This is a genomic window from Paenibacillus sp. FSL E2-0151 (genome assembly GCF_037993015.1).
GTDB lineage: Bacteria > Bacillota > Bacilli > Paenibacillales > Paenibacillaceae > Paenibacillus > Paenibacillus amylolyticus.
Genome location: NZ_CP150308.1, coordinates 6,381,857 through 6,397,162 on the forward strand (window position 1 = coordinate 6,381,857; position 15,306 = coordinate 6,397,162).

General features: G+C 46.4%; 16 protein-coding genes and 1 riboswitch. All 16 genes read right to left on the minus strand.

What is annotated here, in order from left to right; genetic code table 11:
- Positions 1 to 185 precede the first annotated feature (185 nt).
- The 16 genes from murA to MHI55_RS28430 all read right to left on the minus strand — a co-directional run bounded on the left by murA (position 186) and on the right by MHI55_RS28430 (position 15,079).
- Positions 186 to 1,532 (minus strand): UDP-N-acetylglucosamine 1-carboxyvinyltransferase, encoded by a 1,347-nt coding sequence (gene murA, locus MHI55_RS28355; protein ID WP_017691942.1) that lies wholly within the window; start codon positions 1,530 to 1,532, stop codon positions 186 to 188.
- Between the two features lie 522 nt (positions 1,533 to 2,054).
- Entirely contained in the window at positions 2,055 to 2,312 is a 258-nt protein-coding gene (locus MHI55_RS28360) for a DUF1146 family protein (protein WP_017691941.1), read from the minus strand.
- 606 nt (positions 2,313 to 2,918) lie between these two features.
- Complete coding sequence (locus tag MHI55_RS28365) at positions 2,919 to 3,323, minus strand: F0F1 ATP synthase subunit epsilon (RefSeq protein WP_036612555.1); 405 nt, start codon at positions 3,321 to 3,323, stop codon at positions 2,919 to 2,921.
- A 60-nt stretch (positions 3,324 to 3,383) separates the two neighbouring features.
- Positions 3,384 to 4,787, minus strand: a complete 1,404-nt coding sequence (gene atpD / locus MHI55_RS28370) for a F0F1 ATP synthase subunit beta (RefSeq protein WP_036612557.1) — start codon at positions 4,785 to 4,787, stop codon at positions 3,384 to 3,386.
- A 93-nt stretch (positions 4,788 to 4,880) separates the two neighbouring features.
- Positions 4,881 to 5,753 carry an ATP synthase F1 subunit gamma gene (atpG, locus tag MHI55_RS28375; RefSeq protein ID WP_076319219.1) on the minus strand — a complete coding sequence of 291 codons (873 nt, stop codon included), beginning with the start codon at positions 5,751 to 5,753 and terminating at the stop codon, positions 4,881 to 4,883.
- 170 nt (positions 5,754 to 5,923) lie between these two features.
- Entirely contained in the window at positions 5,924 to 7,438 is a 1,515-nt protein-coding gene (atpA, locus tag MHI55_RS28380) for a F0F1 ATP synthase subunit alpha (RefSeq protein ID WP_036612563.1), read from the minus strand.
- Between the two features lie 16 nt (positions 7,439 to 7,454).
- Positions 7,455 to 8,003 (minus strand): F0F1 ATP synthase subunit delta, encoded by a 549-nt coding sequence (locus tag MHI55_RS28385; protein ID WP_036667767.1) that lies wholly within the window; start codon positions 8,001 to 8,003, stop codon positions 7,455 to 7,457.
- The gene (gene atpF / locus MHI55_RS28390) at positions 8,000 to 8,488 is read right to left on the minus strand and encodes a F0F1 ATP synthase subunit B (protein WP_036612568.1); all 489 of its coding nucleotides are present in this window, start codon (positions 8,486 to 8,488) and stop codon (positions 8,000 to 8,002) included. The genes MHI55_RS28385 and atpF overlap by 4 nt, the downstream gene beginning before the upstream one ends.
- Before the next feature lie 113 nt (positions 8,489 to 8,601).
- Positions 8,602 to 8,826: a F0F1 ATP synthase subunit C gene (atpE, locus tag MHI55_RS28395; protein ID WP_017691934.1), complete on the minus strand. Its 225-nt coding sequence runs from the start codon at positions 8,824 to 8,826 to the stop codon at positions 8,602 to 8,604.
- A 78-nt stretch (positions 8,827 to 8,904) separates the two neighbouring features.
- Positions 8,905 to 9,723, minus strand: a complete 819-nt coding sequence (gene atpB, locus MHI55_RS28400) for a F0F1 ATP synthase subunit A (protein ID WP_017691933.1) — start codon at positions 9,721 to 9,723, stop codon at positions 8,905 to 8,907.
- Positions 9,724 to 9,768: 45 nt separating this feature from the next.
- Positions 9,769 to 10,146, minus strand: a complete 378-nt coding sequence (locus MHI55_RS28405; RefSeq protein ID WP_017691932.1) for an ATP synthase subunit I — start codon at positions 10,144 to 10,146, stop codon at positions 9,769 to 9,771.
- On the minus strand, positions 10,139 to 10,393 hold the full coding sequence (locus MHI55_RS28410) for an AtpZ/AtpI family protein (RefSeq protein ID WP_017691931.1): 255 nt from the start codon (positions 10,391 to 10,393) through the stop codon (positions 10,139 to 10,141). The genes MHI55_RS28405 and MHI55_RS28410 overlap by 8 nt, the downstream gene beginning before the upstream one ends.
- Before the next feature lie 185 nt (positions 10,394 to 10,578).
- Positions 10,579 to 11,736 carry a UDP-N-acetylglucosamine 2-epimerase (non-hydrolyzing) gene (gene wecB / locus MHI55_RS28415; RefSeq protein WP_036667768.1) on the minus strand — a complete coding sequence of 386 codons (1,158 nt, stop codon included), beginning with the start codon at positions 11,734 to 11,736 and terminating at the stop codon, positions 10,579 to 10,581.
- A gap of 223 nt (positions 11,737 to 11,959) precedes the next feature.
- Positions 11,960 to 12,589 (minus strand): uracil phosphoribosyltransferase, encoded by a 630-nt coding sequence (gene upp / locus MHI55_RS28420; RefSeq protein WP_017691929.1) that lies wholly within the window; start codon positions 12,587 to 12,589, stop codon positions 11,960 to 11,962.
- Between the two features lie 429 nt (positions 12,590 to 13,018).
- On the minus strand, positions 13,019 to 14,269 hold the full coding sequence (gene glyA, locus MHI55_RS28425; RefSeq protein WP_076254015.1) for a serine hydroxymethyltransferase: 1,251 nt from the start codon (positions 14,267 to 14,269) through the stop codon (positions 13,019 to 13,021).
- A 216-nt stretch (positions 14,270 to 14,485) separates the two neighbouring features.
- Positions 14,486 to 15,079 (minus strand): TIGR01440 family protein, encoded by a 594-nt coding sequence (locus tag MHI55_RS28430; protein WP_076254013.1) that lies wholly within the window; start codon positions 15,077 to 15,079, stop codon positions 14,486 to 14,488.
- 141 nt (positions 15,080 to 15,220) lie between these two features.
- Positions 15,221 to 15,302, minus strand: a riboswitch (ZMP/ZTP riboswitch).
- Between the last annotated feature and the right edge of the window lie 4 nt (positions 15,303 to 15,306).

Sequence of the window (15,306 nt, forward strand, 5' to 3'; positions counted from 1 at the left end):
AGGACCAGCTATTAATAGAATCAGGTATCAAATATCTCGTTGTCTTCTTAAAAGTAAACACAAAAAAAGCCAAGCCAGATGGCTTAGCTTTATCATTTTTTACAATATACGTTCCATCGCATTCATAATCCACACAACCGTGTGACTCATAATAGAGGGCCATATTTTTTCTATTCAATCCAGTGTTAAGCCAAAGTTGGTTGTACCTTAAACATCGGTACTTCTTTCTCCACTTTTTCACTAGGTGCTTTGGTTGCTTCCAGCTTAGGCTCATCAACCGAGATCCGATAGATGTCAGCGCCAAGTCCGTTAAGCTTCTCAGCGAGATGTACATAGCCACGGTCGATGTGATGAACACCGCCCACTTCCGTTGTACCTTCAGCAACAAGACCTGCAATAATGAGTGCGGCACCCGCACGCAGATCGGTAGCCGTTACTTTGGCACCCTTCAGTTTGGCATTACCTGTGACGATGGACGAACGTCCTTCAACTTTGATCTCCGCATTCATCAATTGGAATTCATCCACATGCATGAATCGGTTTTCAAAAACAGTCTCTGTCACGACACTTGTTCCTTCAGATGCAAGCAAAAGTGCCATCATCTGGGATTGCATATCGGTCGGGAATCCTGGGTATGGTAATGTTTTCACATCCACAGCCTTAAGAGGGCGATCTGCGATTACACGCACGCCATTCTCATCCGGTTGGATTGTAACACCCATCTCTTCAAGCTTCGCGATAACGGAGCCTAAATGATCAGAGATTGCACCTTCAATGTACACGTCACCGCCCGAAATTGCAGCAGCAGCCATATACGTACCAGCTTCTACCCGATCCGGAATAACGGTGTGTGTAACACCTGTCAGTTTCTCCACACCTTCAATGCGGATCACTCCAGTACCAGCACCACGTACGATGGCACCCATCCCATTCAGGAAGTTGGCAAGATCCACAATCTCAGGTTCTTTTGCCGCGTTCTCCAGAACAGTTACACCTTCGGCCAATGTTGCAGCCATCATAATATTTTGAGTGGCACCTACGGAAGCCACATCCAGATAAATTTTCGCGCCACGCAACCGACCTTGGCTACGAGCTTCGATATAACCTTGGCCCAAGCTGATCTCTGCGCCCATGGCTTCAAAACCTTTCAAATGCTGATCAATAGGCCGTGTACCGATGGCACATCCACCAGGAAGTGAGATTCTTGTATGACCCATTCGAGTCAACAAAGGCCCCATGACCAGGAAAGACGCCCGCATTTTACTTACCCATTCATACGGGGCTTCACAGGAAGTAAGTTTCTCCGCATTTACGGTAATCACTTCGTCCCGGTATGTAACTCCCGCTCCCAGCGATTCCAACACCTTGTTAATCGTCATCACATCGTCTAGAGGAGGCGCGTCAATAATAACGCTTTGTCCTTCTTCCCCTAAGAGAGAGGCAGCGATGATCGGAAGAACAGAATTTTTAGCGCCGCTAACTTTGACACTTCCGGTCAACCTTTTGCCACCGCGGACGATAAATTTGCTCATCATGGTTCCCTCCGCGCTTTTATTCCCTTTTCTTCATTCCGGAATACGTAAGCCCCACTATGCTAGAAAGGACTGTTGCTGTGTGTGGAATTTCGACATATTCTGGCATATTGCCACAGATGTCTGTTCAGAAAAGAATTGGTTTTTATAATCCATATCAATGATACCATGTGCCGTGCATCTTGCTATTCAGCATGTAAAAATCAGTGTCTTACAAGCCAGCAGAGCATCAGAACAGACAGAGTGGGATGGTTATTAGCCGGCATGAACCGGATATCCCGTTTATAACTACAAAATAAGTGAACAATTGTGAATTCCCTAACTTCCATCATAACATTGTTGAATTGTACGATACAAGCATTTTTACATAAAACATCTCAAATTCATCCAATTTTACGTCACATTTTTTTCTTAATTTCTTTACCGACAACTCATACTCTAATTGTTAACACAATTAATCGATGTTATTCGACAATGAGCAGCTTGAAGAACCTAACAGATGATTAACCAACCATCTCAACATTAAAACAAATTACGCAACATTTGAGTCCAGGACAAGTAGTCAATGACAAAGCCAGCAACGGCATGCCCCAAAATGATGGCGAGCAACAAATGCAACAGTCTTCCCTGAGCACCTCGTGGCTGCCTGATGATTAAATCCAGTTTGAGATTTGTCAAAGCCCACCAAGACAACGCAATACATAACAGGGAGACGATGATTGAGACCAAGCCATTGGTGCTTAATGCTTGGTTCACCTGATTCGTCAGATCAGTATCCATATATTCTTTACCTCCACATTTGTTGCAGCGATCAGCATATCATATGCCCGGCACCCATAACTTGTTAGTATACTGGAATGTCTTAAGCACAACATACTGAGCGTACTGTCAGATTTACTCCTGCCAGGCAGGAATCTCCTGATGCCCAATCACCGAGCAGCAACAATGCGGCTGTGCATGACTATGGAATCTACTACGCAGCTTCCTGCTTCTGCTGACTCTATGGAATATAGGCTCTTTCATCATACATTGTCAATTACATTGATTTCCACTTCTAAAATATTTTAATTTTAAAATGCCGGGATTTTGTGACTAAAACGACATAAAAGAGCGCTATTTCGATATCGATTCTGTCATTTCCTCGGAAATAATTTAAATTCACTCATGAAAAAAATGGTTCTCTTAGTGGTAAATGCGCCCACTACTTTAGTCCTACATTCTATTCAAATAATCATAATCGGTGAATATTTTGCTTAAAATACTTCTGTTTACTGAAGGGATAGGATGGATTTGTGGTCAGCCCTTTTGATATATTCGATAAAACAATTCTATTAAACAAACTCAAAAAAGCCCGGCAGACTAAGCCGCCAGGCTTCAAAGAATCGTTTATTTGCCGAACACATTAATCCGGTTAACCGCTTTTTGCAGCGCAATCTCTGCACGACGGTGATCAAAGTGGTCCTGATTGCTTTGGCTTGCAAGCCGACGTTCTGCCCGCTCTTTCGCCGCACGCGCACGATCCACATCAATGCTTTCCGGGAATTCAGCACTCTCTGCGAGTACAACAACCTTATCTTTACGAACTTCGATAAACCCGCCACCGATAGCAACTCGTTTATTTTCTTTTCCGTTATGGATATAGATTGGTGCAATCTGCAAAGGTGTAACCATAGGAATATGACCTGGCAGAATGCCCAGTTCCCCTTCAATACCACGAGCCGTAATGCTATTCACCTGTTCTGAATAGACCAAACGCTCGGGTGTTACGATTTCCAACAAAAAGGTGCTCAATTCCATCCCTCCTGAAACTATCCGAAGGATAGCCCACATAAGGACAATCCTGGATTCAGACTAAACCAGTGTTTTGGCTTTCTCCACTGCCTCTTCAATTGTACCAACAAAGAGGAAAGCTGCTTCCGGAAGATCATCATACTTACCTTCGAGAATCTCTTTAAAGCTGCGCACCGTTTCTTTAACCGGAACGTATTTACCTGGAATACCGTTAAATGCTTCAGCAACGTGGAAAGGCTGGGACAAGAAACGTTGGATTTTACGAGCACGGTATACAAGCGCTCTATCTTCTTCACTCAACTCGTCCATACCCAGGATTGCAATGATATCTTGCAATTCATTGTAACGTGCCAAGATACGTTTAACGCCTTGAGCTACGCTGTAGTGTTCTTCACCTACAACTTCAGGGGACAAGATCCGGGAGCTGGAAGCCAGTGGATCTACCGCAGGGTAGATACCCATCTCGGAAATTTTACGCTCCAAGTTCGTCGTTGCATCCAAGTGGGCAAACGTCGTTGCAGGAGCCGGGTCAGTGTAGTCATCCGCAGGCACGTAGATGGCCTGGATGGATGTTACAGAACCTTTTTTCGTTGATGTGATACGTTCTTGCAGTTGACCCATTTCTGTTGCCAGCGTAGGTTGGTAACCTACCGCGGAAGGCATACGTCCAAGCAAGGCAGATACTTCTGAACCCGCTTGGGTGAAACGGAAGATATTATCGATAAAGAGCAACACGTCACGGCCTTCTTCATCACGGAAGTATTCCGCCATCGTCAGACCTGTGAGGGCTACACGAAGACGTGCGCCTGGAGGCTCGTTCATTTGTCCGAAGACCATTGCTGTTTTGTTGATAACGCCGGAATCACTCATCTCGTGATACAAGTCATTACCTTCACGTGTACGCTCACCAACACCCGCAAATACGGAGATACCGCCGTGCTCTTGTGCGATGTTGTTGATCAATTCCTGAATGGTTACCGTCTTACCTACACCGGCACCACCGAAGAGACCGATTTTACCACCTTTAGCGTAAGGAGCAAGCAAGTCGATAACTTTGATTCCTGTCTCCAGCATTTCTGCTTGGGTAGTCAGTTCATCAAATGCAGGTGCTGAACGGTGAATCGGGTTCTTGTGCTCAGCAGCTACGGCACCGCCAGTATCAATTGCTTCGCCGAGTACGTTAAATACACGACCCAGTGTTGCTTCTCCGACGGGTACAGAGATTGGTGCTCCTGTATCTAAAGCTTCCATACCACGAACAAGTCCATCCGTGGAGGACATCGCAATACAACGTACTCGGTTGTCACCCAGATGTCTCGAAGCTTCGAGTGTAAGGTTCACACTTACGCCGCTCTCACTTACTGTAGTGATCGTAATGGCATTGAGGATTTCCGGCAGACCGCCGCGATCAAACTCGACGTCAACAACCGGACCCATGATGCTCACAACGCGTCCTTTGTTCATCTTAACGTTCCCCTCCTACAAGCCTGCTACTTTTGCAAAAATAATGTACCGTTCGTTTATCTTTGCTCTGCAAGCCTTCATTAATAAAAACAGTTAGCCTTGTGCTGCGTTGGCACCTGCCACAATTTCCGTAATCTCCTGCGTAATCGCCGCTTGACGGGCACGGTTATAGGTCAATGACAATTCGTTAATCATTTTGGATGCATTTTTGGTTGCATTACCCATCGCCGTCATTTTCGCGCCTAGCTCACTCGCCTTACCGTTCAAAAGCGCACCATAGATCAGCGTTTCCGCGTAACGCGGAAGCAAAACCTCCAGTACAGCCTCAGCAGACGGCTCGTATTCGTAGCTTGCCGTTGGTCCTTCCGCAGCAGTTACCTCAGGTGTTTCCATCGGAAGAAGTTTTTCTACCGTAGGAATCTGGGTCAACGCATTCACAAAGCGGTTATAACAAATGTACAATTCATCAAATTCAGCCAGTTCAAACCCATGAACAGCCTCGTGTGCGATGGATTTGATATCTGCAAATGAAGGCGAATCCGACAGATCCGTTGTTGTGGATGCCATCGCCATTTCACGACGTCTGAAGTAATCGCGTCCTTTACGTCCAATGACGAACAATTCGTAGTCATCTTGGGAGTTGTGGCGCTCTTTGAGCGTCTGATTAACCTGACGCAAAACGTTCGCATTGTATCCACCTGCAAGACCACGGTCCGATGTAATGATCAGGTAAGCTGTCTTTTTGACCGGACGGCTCTCCAGCATCGGATGCTGTATACCTTGCGTGCTTGATGCAATACTAGCTACAACTTCTTTCAGTTTCTCCGAATAAGGACGGGCTGCTTCCGCTTTTTCCTGCGCTTTACGCAGTTTTGCAGCAGCTACCATCTCCATTGCTTTGGTGATCTGCTTGGTGCTTTGTACGCTTTTAATTTGCCGCTTAATTTCGCGCATGCCTTTTGCCATGATTTCACCACCTCAAAACTTTGGCAAAGCCAAAGTTACTTCGTAAGCATCACCACTAGTTTTGACAAAGTCAAAACTACATCGTAAGCATCATCTTTTTTGACAGAGTCAAAGTATTACATGCAGACATGCGGAATCGGTTAGACAACTCCGCACCTGCAGTCATTTATTTAGACAGAGACAGCAAAGCTCTTTCTGAACTTCTCAATTGCACCTTTCAGTGCATTTTCGTTGTCTGCAGTCAATTCTTTAGTATCACGGATGGATGCAAGAATTTCCGGATGACTGCTCTCCATGAAGGCAAGGAACTCACCTTCGAAACGAGTCACATCACCTGTAGGAATTTCATCCAGGAATCCTTTAACGGCTGTGTACAAGCTGACCACCTGTTGTTCTACGGCCAGAGGCTGGTTTACACCTTGCTTCAGGATTTCCATCATACGTGCACCACGATTCAGGCGAGCCTGAGTCGCTTTGTCCAGATCGGAACCAAACTGGGAGAACGCTTGAAGCTCACGATATTGAGCGAGGTCGAGACGCAGGGAACCTGCAACCTTTTTCATCGCTTTGATCTGAGCAGAACCACCGACACGAGATACGGAAATACCTACGTTGATTGCCGGGCGTTGTCCAGCATTGAACAAGTCAGCTTCCAGGAAGATTTGTCCGTCCGTGATAGAGATTACGTTCGTTGGAATGTATGCTGATACGTCGGAGGCTTGTGTTTCAATGAACGGCAGTGCGGTTAAAGAACCACCACCCAGTTCATCATTCAGCTTCGCAGCACGCTCCAGCAAACGGGAGTGCAGGTAGAAGACGTCACCCGGATAAGCCTCACGGCCCGGTGGACGACGAAGCAACAAGGAAAGCTCACGATATGCAGAGGCTTGTTTGGTCAAGTCATCATAGATAACCAGAACGTGCTCGCCTTTGTACATGAAGTACTCACCCATCGAACATCCGGAATACGGTGCGATGTACAAGAGTGGTGATGGATCGGAAGCTGCTGCAGTTACAACGATTGTGTACTCCATTGCGCCTTTACGACGAAGAGTTTCCACAACTTGAGCAACCGTAGACTGTTTCTGACCAATAGCCACATAGATACACTTCATGCCGCTACCTTTTTGGTTCAGGATCGCATCAATCGCGATGGATGTTTTACCTGTTTGACGGTCACCGATGATCAACTCACGTTGTCCACGACCGATTGGAACCATTGCATCAATGGCTTTGATCCCTGTTTGCATCGGCTCATGAACCGATTTACGATCCATTACGCCTGGTGCTTTACCTTCAACCGGACGGAATTCCGTTGTAGCGATTGGCCCTTTGCCATCTACAGGAATACCGAGCGGGTTCACAACGCGTCCAATCAATGCTTCGCCTACAGGCACTTGCATGATTTGACCAGTACGTTTCACTTGGTCACCTTCACGAATATCGTAGTAAGGTCCCAGGATAACGACACCGACATTGCTTTCTTCGACGTTCATGGCGAGTCCCATAACACCGCTTGGGAATTCAACCAACTCGTTGGACATGACGTTCTCAAGTCCGTAAACACGAGCGATACCATCACCAACCTCGATTACCGTTCCGACTTCGACTACATCGATATCGGTCTTGTATTGTTCGATTTGGCTCTTAATTAATGTACTGATTTCTTCTGGTTTGATACTCAAGTGTCCTCACCCCAATCTACTGTACTCGTCTGTTAAAAGACTGCTCAAGACGTTCGAGCTTGCCAGCCAAGCTGCCGTCATAGATCGTATCGCCAATGGCGACTTTCAATCCGCCCAGCAGAGTCGGATCAACAATGTTCTCGATACGAATCTTTTTATTCACACGGCCACCGAATTCACGGGCTACCGCTTCTTTTTCTTCATCATTCAACGCATAAGTGGAGTAGACACGTGCATCAGCGATGCCCAGCGACTCACCTTGGATCTTCCGATAATCATTCAGCAAGTCTCCCAGCAATTCAACGCGTCCGCGTTCAATTAACAACAAAACTGTACGAAGGACAGGTTCGGATACCTTACCATCAAGACTTGAGTGAAGCACGTTCTGCTTGACTTCATCAGAGATATTAGGAGATACGATAAATTTCTCGATATCTGCATCTCCGGTCAATGCACTGACTACCGCAACCAGTTCCTGTTCAACCTCAAGCACCTGCTGTTGCTGAAGAGCAACTTCGAACAATGCTTTCGCATAACGCTTGGCAACTATCGTATCGCGGCTCATTGTCGGCCTCCTACCTCATTGAGGTATTGGTTCACAAGCTCTTCTTGTGCAGGACCGTTCTCAACTTCTTTTTTGATCAACTTGGATGCAATCTGAACGGAAGCTGTACCCAGTTCGCTGCGAAGTGCTGCGACTGCTTTGTTCTTCTCGCTCTCGATTTCGCGTACTGCATCGTCTTTCAGACGATTAGCTTCAGCTTTTGCATCAGCCAAAATCGATTCAGCTTGTTTGCCACCTGTTTGTTTGGACTGTTCAATGATGTCGTAAGCATCTTGACGTGCTTGTTCAAGAGCTTGTTTTTGTTCCTCCACATAGGCAATGGCCTGTTCCCGAGTCTGTGCAGCCTCATTCATCTGCGTCATCACGAGTTCACGACGTTTTTCCATAATGGAGAACAAAGGCCCGAAGGCATAACGGCTAAGCAGCCAATATAAAATTGCAAATGCAACAATCGCAAGAAGCGTATTTTCCCATATGAAACTCAATCTGTTCACTCCTTCCTGGAGGTATCCTTGAAACGTCATCCGTTAGAACGGACATTACCTAAAAAGAAGGCGCGGATGGCTATGGCCTTCCCCGCCAAACCTTTAAAATTTGATTAAGCCATACCGTAGAACATGAACGCGAGTACCACACCGATGATCGGCAATACCTCGATCAAACCTACACCGATAAACATTGTTGTTTGAAGAGTGGATTTTGCTTCCGGTTGACGGGCAATACCTTCCACCGTTTTGCTGATTACCATACCGTTACCAATACCTGCGCCAAACGCGCCCAGTCCTGCAACAATTGCTGCTGCGATTAATGCCATTGCTCCCATTTGTATATCCTCCTTAAAATGATAAATCGAATTTTTTATTGTTCAGCCTGGTGAAGAAATCTTCGTAGGGCTTGAAACTTAATGCTCGTCATGCGTCTCGATGCTCTGTGAAATGTATACCATCATCAAGATAACAAACACAAATGCCTGGATCGCGCCGATAAAGATACTAAAGCCTTGCCACACCATAAGTAGCGGAATCGCTGCAATAGCACCAAACACTTTGAATGTGGTCAGTTTCAGGATCGTTGCGATCAGTACCTCACCTGCAAAGATATTCGCGAATAAACGCATACCGTGTGTCAACAGCTTGGATGCCGTCTCAATCAAGTTGATTGGCAAGAACAAGGCGAATGGCTTGAAGTAATGCTGGAGATACCCTTTGGTGTTACGGAACAATCCAAGTCCATGAGATACAAGGAACGCTACGAGAGCAAGTCCCATCGTTACAGACAAGTCGGCTGTTGGTGATTTCCACCAGGCCAGTTCAACGTGTGGGTGTGCTTCAGGGTCCTTGGCATGCGCTTTTTCAAACGCCTCCACCGCTGTAACAATCGGCTTACCGAATACCTGTGCCTGATTAACATCTGTTACCTCAGATACAGCCACGAGCGGAAGTCCGAGCATGTTCCCTACAAAAATGAACATAATCATGGAAAGAGCGAGAGAGATAAAATGTTTACCTTTCTTCATATCCATTGTACTGGAAATCAGATTGCGGACGAATTCTACTGCCCACTCCATAAAATTTTGCAGCTTGCCGGGATTTTCAACGGATAATCTCCGTGTTGCCAGTACAGCAAAAATAAAAACAATTGCACCTGTAACTACCAGCATCAACAGAACCGATAGATCCAGTCGAAATCCGCCAAGCATAATAATTGGAGCTTCATGCATATTTTTCTCACCCCTTTCTCGACTTGAAAGCTGCAGCCCTTAACATCATTCTGCTCTGCGGGAATAGACAATCCCTATAATCAATAAGGAATATTGTGCAATGACGAGACCGCCTGCAACCGCATATGTATTGAAGTACTGCGGAAAGCGCATCGATATGAATATACCGAGCACAGCGAATGCCGCTCTTGTCAAAAATCCCAAGTTGACACGCTTCAAGTTACCTTCTGCCGCATCATCAGACATTTTCCTTACTTTGTAGCCCAGGTAAAATGCATTGATCCAGCTAACTCCTGTACCCAGGGCCAGTCCCAAAGCAATTGTCTCCACACGTGGCATAAAGGCCGCTGCGAGAAAACAAATCATAAGAAAGTACATGACGAAAACAGTCATCGATCTGCGGTATCTGGTTAGTTCACTCATCACTTTCCCCCATGATTTTTTTCGCGATAAAGTAGATGCTTACACCGCCTGCCGCAAGAAAAAAGAGAACGCTTACGGCGATCCATATTCCGTTACCTCCGATGGTCTTGTCCAACCAGGAGCCAGCGTAATATCCGGCAACAGCGAGAATGGCAATCTCGATCCCAAAAGCTGTCACGAGTCCCATCGCTTTCCATACATTATCGTCATGGTTACGGGATGAATTTGGTTTGTTCGAATCGGCCATTTTCCACGCCACCCTTGCAATCCCAGTTAATTTTACTGAATGATGAGAGCCTTTGTCAATTGAATGATTTTAGCGTTTTAAAGGGGGAAACGACGGGAATACAGACCCTCAAAGCCCATAAACCCGCGTAAACCGTACAGTTTAACTGTATGCTTGCCCTTTATAAATCCGTCAGAAAAAATGTATTATTTTTTGAATTTTCTGTGAAATGATTCCGGACGTTCACTATTTACACCGAAATGATGCAAAATCGCATTGACAATTCTTTCCGAAGCATGTCCATCACCGTATGGATTGGCAGCCTGGCTCATGCTTGCATACAGGGTTTTGTCTGTGAGCAGAGCTTTGGTCCGTTCATACACACGTTCCTCTTCGGTACCTACCAATTCCAGCGTTCCGGCTTCAATACCTTCCGGGCGTTCTGTTGTATCGCGCAATACGAGCACAGGCACACCAAACGAAGGTGCTTCTTCCTGCAAACCGCCTGAATCGGTCAAAATCAAGTGAGTGTGCGGGTAAAAGTTATGCAAATCCACCACGTCTAGTGGATCAATTAATTGAATACGGGGATGATTCCCCAAGATCGCGTGAGCCGGCTCCTTCACAGCAGGACTTGGATGCACCGGGTACACGATGGCAATATCTTCGAATTCGTCGGCAATCCGTTTGACGGCCTGGAAAATGTTGCGGTGAGGCTCGCCTTGAGATTCACGGCGATGAGCTGTCATCAGCACAAGGCGTTTGCCTTGGGCCCAATCAAGTACCGGGTGTGTGTAGTCCTCCCGTACAGTATATTGAAACACATCTGTTACCGTGTTGCCTGTGACGTACGTACTAGACTCCGATTTATTTTCTTTGGCAAGATTGGAAGAAGACCAATCCGTAGGCGCAAAGTGTAGATCAGCCAGTACTCCCGTCAGCTGACGGTTCATCTCTTCCGGATATGGAGACAGCTTGTTCCACGTCCGCAGCCCCGCTTCCACATGTCCTACCTGAATCTGTTGCAGGAATGCTGCGTAGCTCGCTACAAAGGTAGTTAATGTATCCCCGTGAACCAGTACAATATCCGGCTTAGCTTCGGCTAACACTGGCTCCAGACCGCCAAGAACACGAATTGTAATTTCATTCAATGTCTGACGGTCCTTCATCACATCCAGATCATAATCGGGATGAATGTCGAAAACTTCAAGTACCTGATCCAACATCTGGCGATGCTGCGCAGTTACGCAAACAATAGATTCAATAGACTCAGGGTGTTTCTGCAATTCCAAAATAAGCGGAGCCATCTTGATGGCTTCCGGACGCACCCCGAAGATCGTCATAACTTTAATTTTGTTGGACATTCGAGCAAAGCCCCTTTTCTATAAGTTCATGTTCAAAAAGTCCGGTTTTCAGTACCAAGAATATGGAATGAAGGTAGAAATGGAGTAGCGGAGCGTAGGGAAAACTACGTGAGCAACGGACATTTCGGCTGAATTTCATATTCGATGCCGATGATGCCCTTGGGCATCCTTCGTAATCAAAATTGGACTTTTTGAACAACCTCTTACAAAGCATGCGATATGCTTATTTAGTGCCGTATAGACGGTCTCCTGCATCTCCAAGCCCTGGAACGATATAACCATGATCATCCAGACGGTCGTCCAATGCTGCTACATAGATGTCCACATCGGGATGTGCATCTTGCACAGCTTTTACGCCTTCCGGTGCCGCAACCAGGTTCATCATCTTGATTTGGGTACAGCCACGTTTTTTGAGCACGTCAATAGCTGCAATTGCCGAACCACCCGTTGCCAGCATCGGATCAATTACAATCAATTGACGCTCTGTTACGTCTGTAGGCAGTTTGGTGTAGTATTCTACCGGTTGCAGTGTTTCCGGGTCACGGAACAGACCCACATGTCCAACTTTTGCCGCTGGCAACAATTTCACAACGCCATCCAGCATTCCGAGTCCTGCGCGCAGAATCGGCACCAGTCCGAGCATACGTCCAGAGATAACTTTACCTTGTGTTGCAGCTACAGGTGTCTGTACATCAATCGTTTCCAGTTCAACATCTCTTGTAATCTCATAAGCCATCAACGTTGCTACTTCATCCACCAATTCACGAAAATCTTTCGTATTCGTACGCATGTCGCGTATAAACGTCAGTTTGTGTTGAATCAAAGGGTGATCACATATTACTAATTTTCCCATCTAATTTGTCCCTCCGGTAAGTTCTTCATGTTCAGCATTTCCAAATATACCTAGCCACCATTCATGGGCTCGATAAATCCTGTATATTATATCATCACCAACAACGAATTACACCATCAAAGGGCACCCAATCATTACAGATTACCGAATCCTATAAAAAACAGGACCGGAAAATGATCCATCCGGTCCTGTTTTGCTCCTGCTGTTATGTCGTTAAGAAAATGAAAATGATGAATACAATGGCACTCCGCCTACAGAATGATCCTTCGATCGCTGTTATCCCCAGATTTTTTTTATTCTCCTTTTAACAAGGGAAAAATCCGGGGATAAAGGCGAACGCTTCGCTTCTGCGGTCTCATTCTGTCTGCTTCGTTTTTTTGTATCCCATTTTAAGAACATCTCAAATACAAACAGCATGAGCAAAGTTTTTTAGTATTTAAGATCTGTATAGAGCGGGAATTGGTCTGTCAGTGCAGTCACTTCTGCACGGGCTTCATCCAGCTTCGTTGTATCTTTTGGATTTTTCAGCGTTTTGGCAATGATCTTACCAATAGCAACCATCGCTTCTTCGTTCATGCCACGGGAAGTTGCAGCAGGTGTACCAATTCGAATACCACTTGTTACAAACGGGCTTGTAGGGTCGAATGGAATGGCATTTTTGTTCACGGTAATACCGATGGAATCAAGCACATGCTCAGCTTCCTTACCTGTGATGTTCACACTGCGTGTGTCGATCAGCATCAAGTGGTTATCTGTACCACCGGATACGATGTTCAATCCTTCAGCGATCAGTGTTTCAGCCAGAACCTGTGCGTTTTTCACGACATTCTGTGCATATGTTTTGAACGAAGGTTGCAAAGCTTCTCCGAATGCTACCGCTTTGGAAGCGATCACGTGCATCAGAGGTCCACCTTGGGAACCTGGGAATACGGCTTTATCAATCGCTGCTGCCCACGCTTTGCGGCACAGAATCATACCACCACGAGGTCCACGCAGCGTTTTGTGTGTTGTTGTTGTAACGAAATGCGCATGTGGAACCGGGTTTGGATGCAAACCAGCAGCAACCAATCCTGCAATGTGAGCCATGTCCACCATGAACAAAGCGCCTACATCATTGGCGATGGAAGCTAGCTTTTCAAAATCAATGGTACGCGGATATGCACTTGCACCTGCAACGATCAGACGAGGACGGTGTTTGAAAGCCGCTTTGCGTACTTCATCATAATCAATCAGGAATGTATCTTCCTGTACGCCGTATGCCACAAAGTTGTACAGCAAACCAGATGCGTTAACCGGGCTACCGTGTGTGAGGTGTCCACCATGGGCAAGGTTCATACCAAGTACAGTATCACCAGGTTTCAACGCTGCAAGATAAACTGCCATGTTCGCTTGTGCACCGGAGTGAGGTTGAACATTCACGTGTTCTGCTCCGAACAATTCTTTTGCACGATCACGCGCGATGTCTTCAACGATGTCCACATGCTCACAACCGCCATAGTAACGTTTACCTGGATATCCTTCAGCGTACTTGTTGGTCAGAACAGATCCCATTGCTTCGATTACTGCTTCACTTACGATGTTCTCGGATGCGATCAGTTCGATGTTGTTCTGTTGACGTTTCAGTTCAAGATTCATCGCTTCCAGTACTGCCGGGTCATTCTTGCGCAATTGTTCCATGATTAAATTCCTCCCAGTTATAAGTGAAGTTATAAAGTGAAACTAATGTTTACACGAAAACGGCGAGTGCAACACCAATCTGAAGAAACGAAGTGGTCGCCTTTATCACCGGATTTCCCCTTTTAAATAGGGAATTAAAAAATCTGGGGATAACAGCGATCGGAAGATGGTGATGCAATCAAAGTCAGGAGTGTAACCCAATTAGTCTCGCTTTATATGTTAGTCACAAAATGTCGAATCTGGTTGTTCTTCCATACGATACACCGCGCGTTCGCCGCCAATCAACTTCGGACGGGTCAACGCTGTGGTTACACGAGCATCTCCAACATAGCGAAGCGCTGTACGATAGGGTACGGCTACATGCCGGAGATGCATCCCAATCATCGTCTCCCCAATGTCCAGTCCCGCATGGGCCTGCACATGTTCAGCCAGGCATGGATCGGTCAGCGAACGATATGCTGCGGATGCCATTGAACCTCCGGCCTTGGGCACGGGTACTGCACCAACCTCGGTCAATCCAAGTCGAGTAAGCACAGAACGTTCCATTACCAGCGCACGGTTCAGATGCTCACAACATTGGAATACCGTGTCAAAACCGAACTCTTCCTGCACCTCGCGTATACCCGCAAGAAGCTGCTGCGCCACTTCAATGGCACCACTCGTACCAATCCGAGCGCCTGCGACTTCACTTGTGCTTGTACCGATCACAACGATCTGTCCAGGCCCAAGCTGTCCGGCAAGCGCCAGTTCATGCAGAATAGACGCGGTCTGTTCCTGCAATCCGGGTTGTTCCGAATCTAACTCTATAGTCATCCTATTATCGCCTCCCGATAAAATCATGCCCGCTGTCTCTTGGTTGTCCTTCGTATTCTTGCACGGCATCTCAGGTACTATTATAGCGAATAATCAGATGAAAGACGAAAAAAAGAGCAGTCTGCGGGTAACGCAGAATTGCTCTTTTGCCCAGGCGACCGGCCGTTTGTTCCGGTGCTCCATCGTGGTTATGCCCACTTCGTCGCCAGTTACACCGGATCCCTGTT

Bases quoted from the DNA above. Each gene is read 5' to 3' on its own strand.
- murA (WP_017691942.1), bottom strand. From the start codon at position 1,532: ATGAGCAAATTTATCGTCCGCGGTGGCAAAAGGTTGACCGGAAGTGTC.
- MHI55_RS28360 (WP_017691941.1), bottom strand. From the start codon at position 2,312: ATGGATACTGATCTGACGAATCAGGTGAACCAAGCATTAAGCACCAAT.
- atpD (WP_036612557.1), bottom strand. From the start codon at position 4,787: ATGAACAAAGGACGCGTTGTGAGCATCATGGGTCCGGTTGTTGACGTC.
- atpG (WP_076319219.1), bottom strand. From the start codon at position 5,753: ATGGCAAAAGGCATGCGCGAAATTAAGCGGCAAATTAAAAGCGTACAA.
- MHI55_RS28385 (WP_036667767.1), bottom strand. From the start codon at position 8,003: ATGAGCCGCGATACGATAGTTGCCAAGCGTTATGCGAAAGCATTGTTC.
- atpE (WP_017691934.1), bottom strand. From the start codon at position 8,826: ATGGGAGCAATGGCATTAATCGCAGCAGCAATTGTTGCAGGACTGGGC.
- atpB (WP_017691933.1), bottom strand. From the start codon at position 9,723: ATGCATGAAGCTCCAATTATTATGCTTGGCGGATTTCGACTGGATCTA.
- MHI55_RS28405 (WP_017691932.1), bottom strand. From the start codon at position 10,146: ATGAGTGAACTAACCAGATACCGCAGATCGATGACTGTTTTCGTCATG.
- MHI55_RS28410 (WP_017691931.1), bottom strand. From the start codon at position 10,393: ATGGCCGATTCGAACAAACCAAATTCATCCCGTAACCATGACGATAAT.
- wecB (WP_036667768.1), bottom strand. From the start codon at position 11,736: ATGTCCAACAAAATTAAAGTTATGACGATCTTCGGGGTGCGTCCGGAA.
- upp (WP_017691929.1), bottom strand. From the start codon at position 12,589: ATGGGAAAATTAGTAATATGTGATCACCCTTTGATTCAACACAAACTG.
- MHI55_RS28430 (WP_076254013.1), bottom strand. From the start codon at position 15,079: ATGACTATAGAGTTAGATTCGGAACAACCCGGATTGCAGGAACAGACC.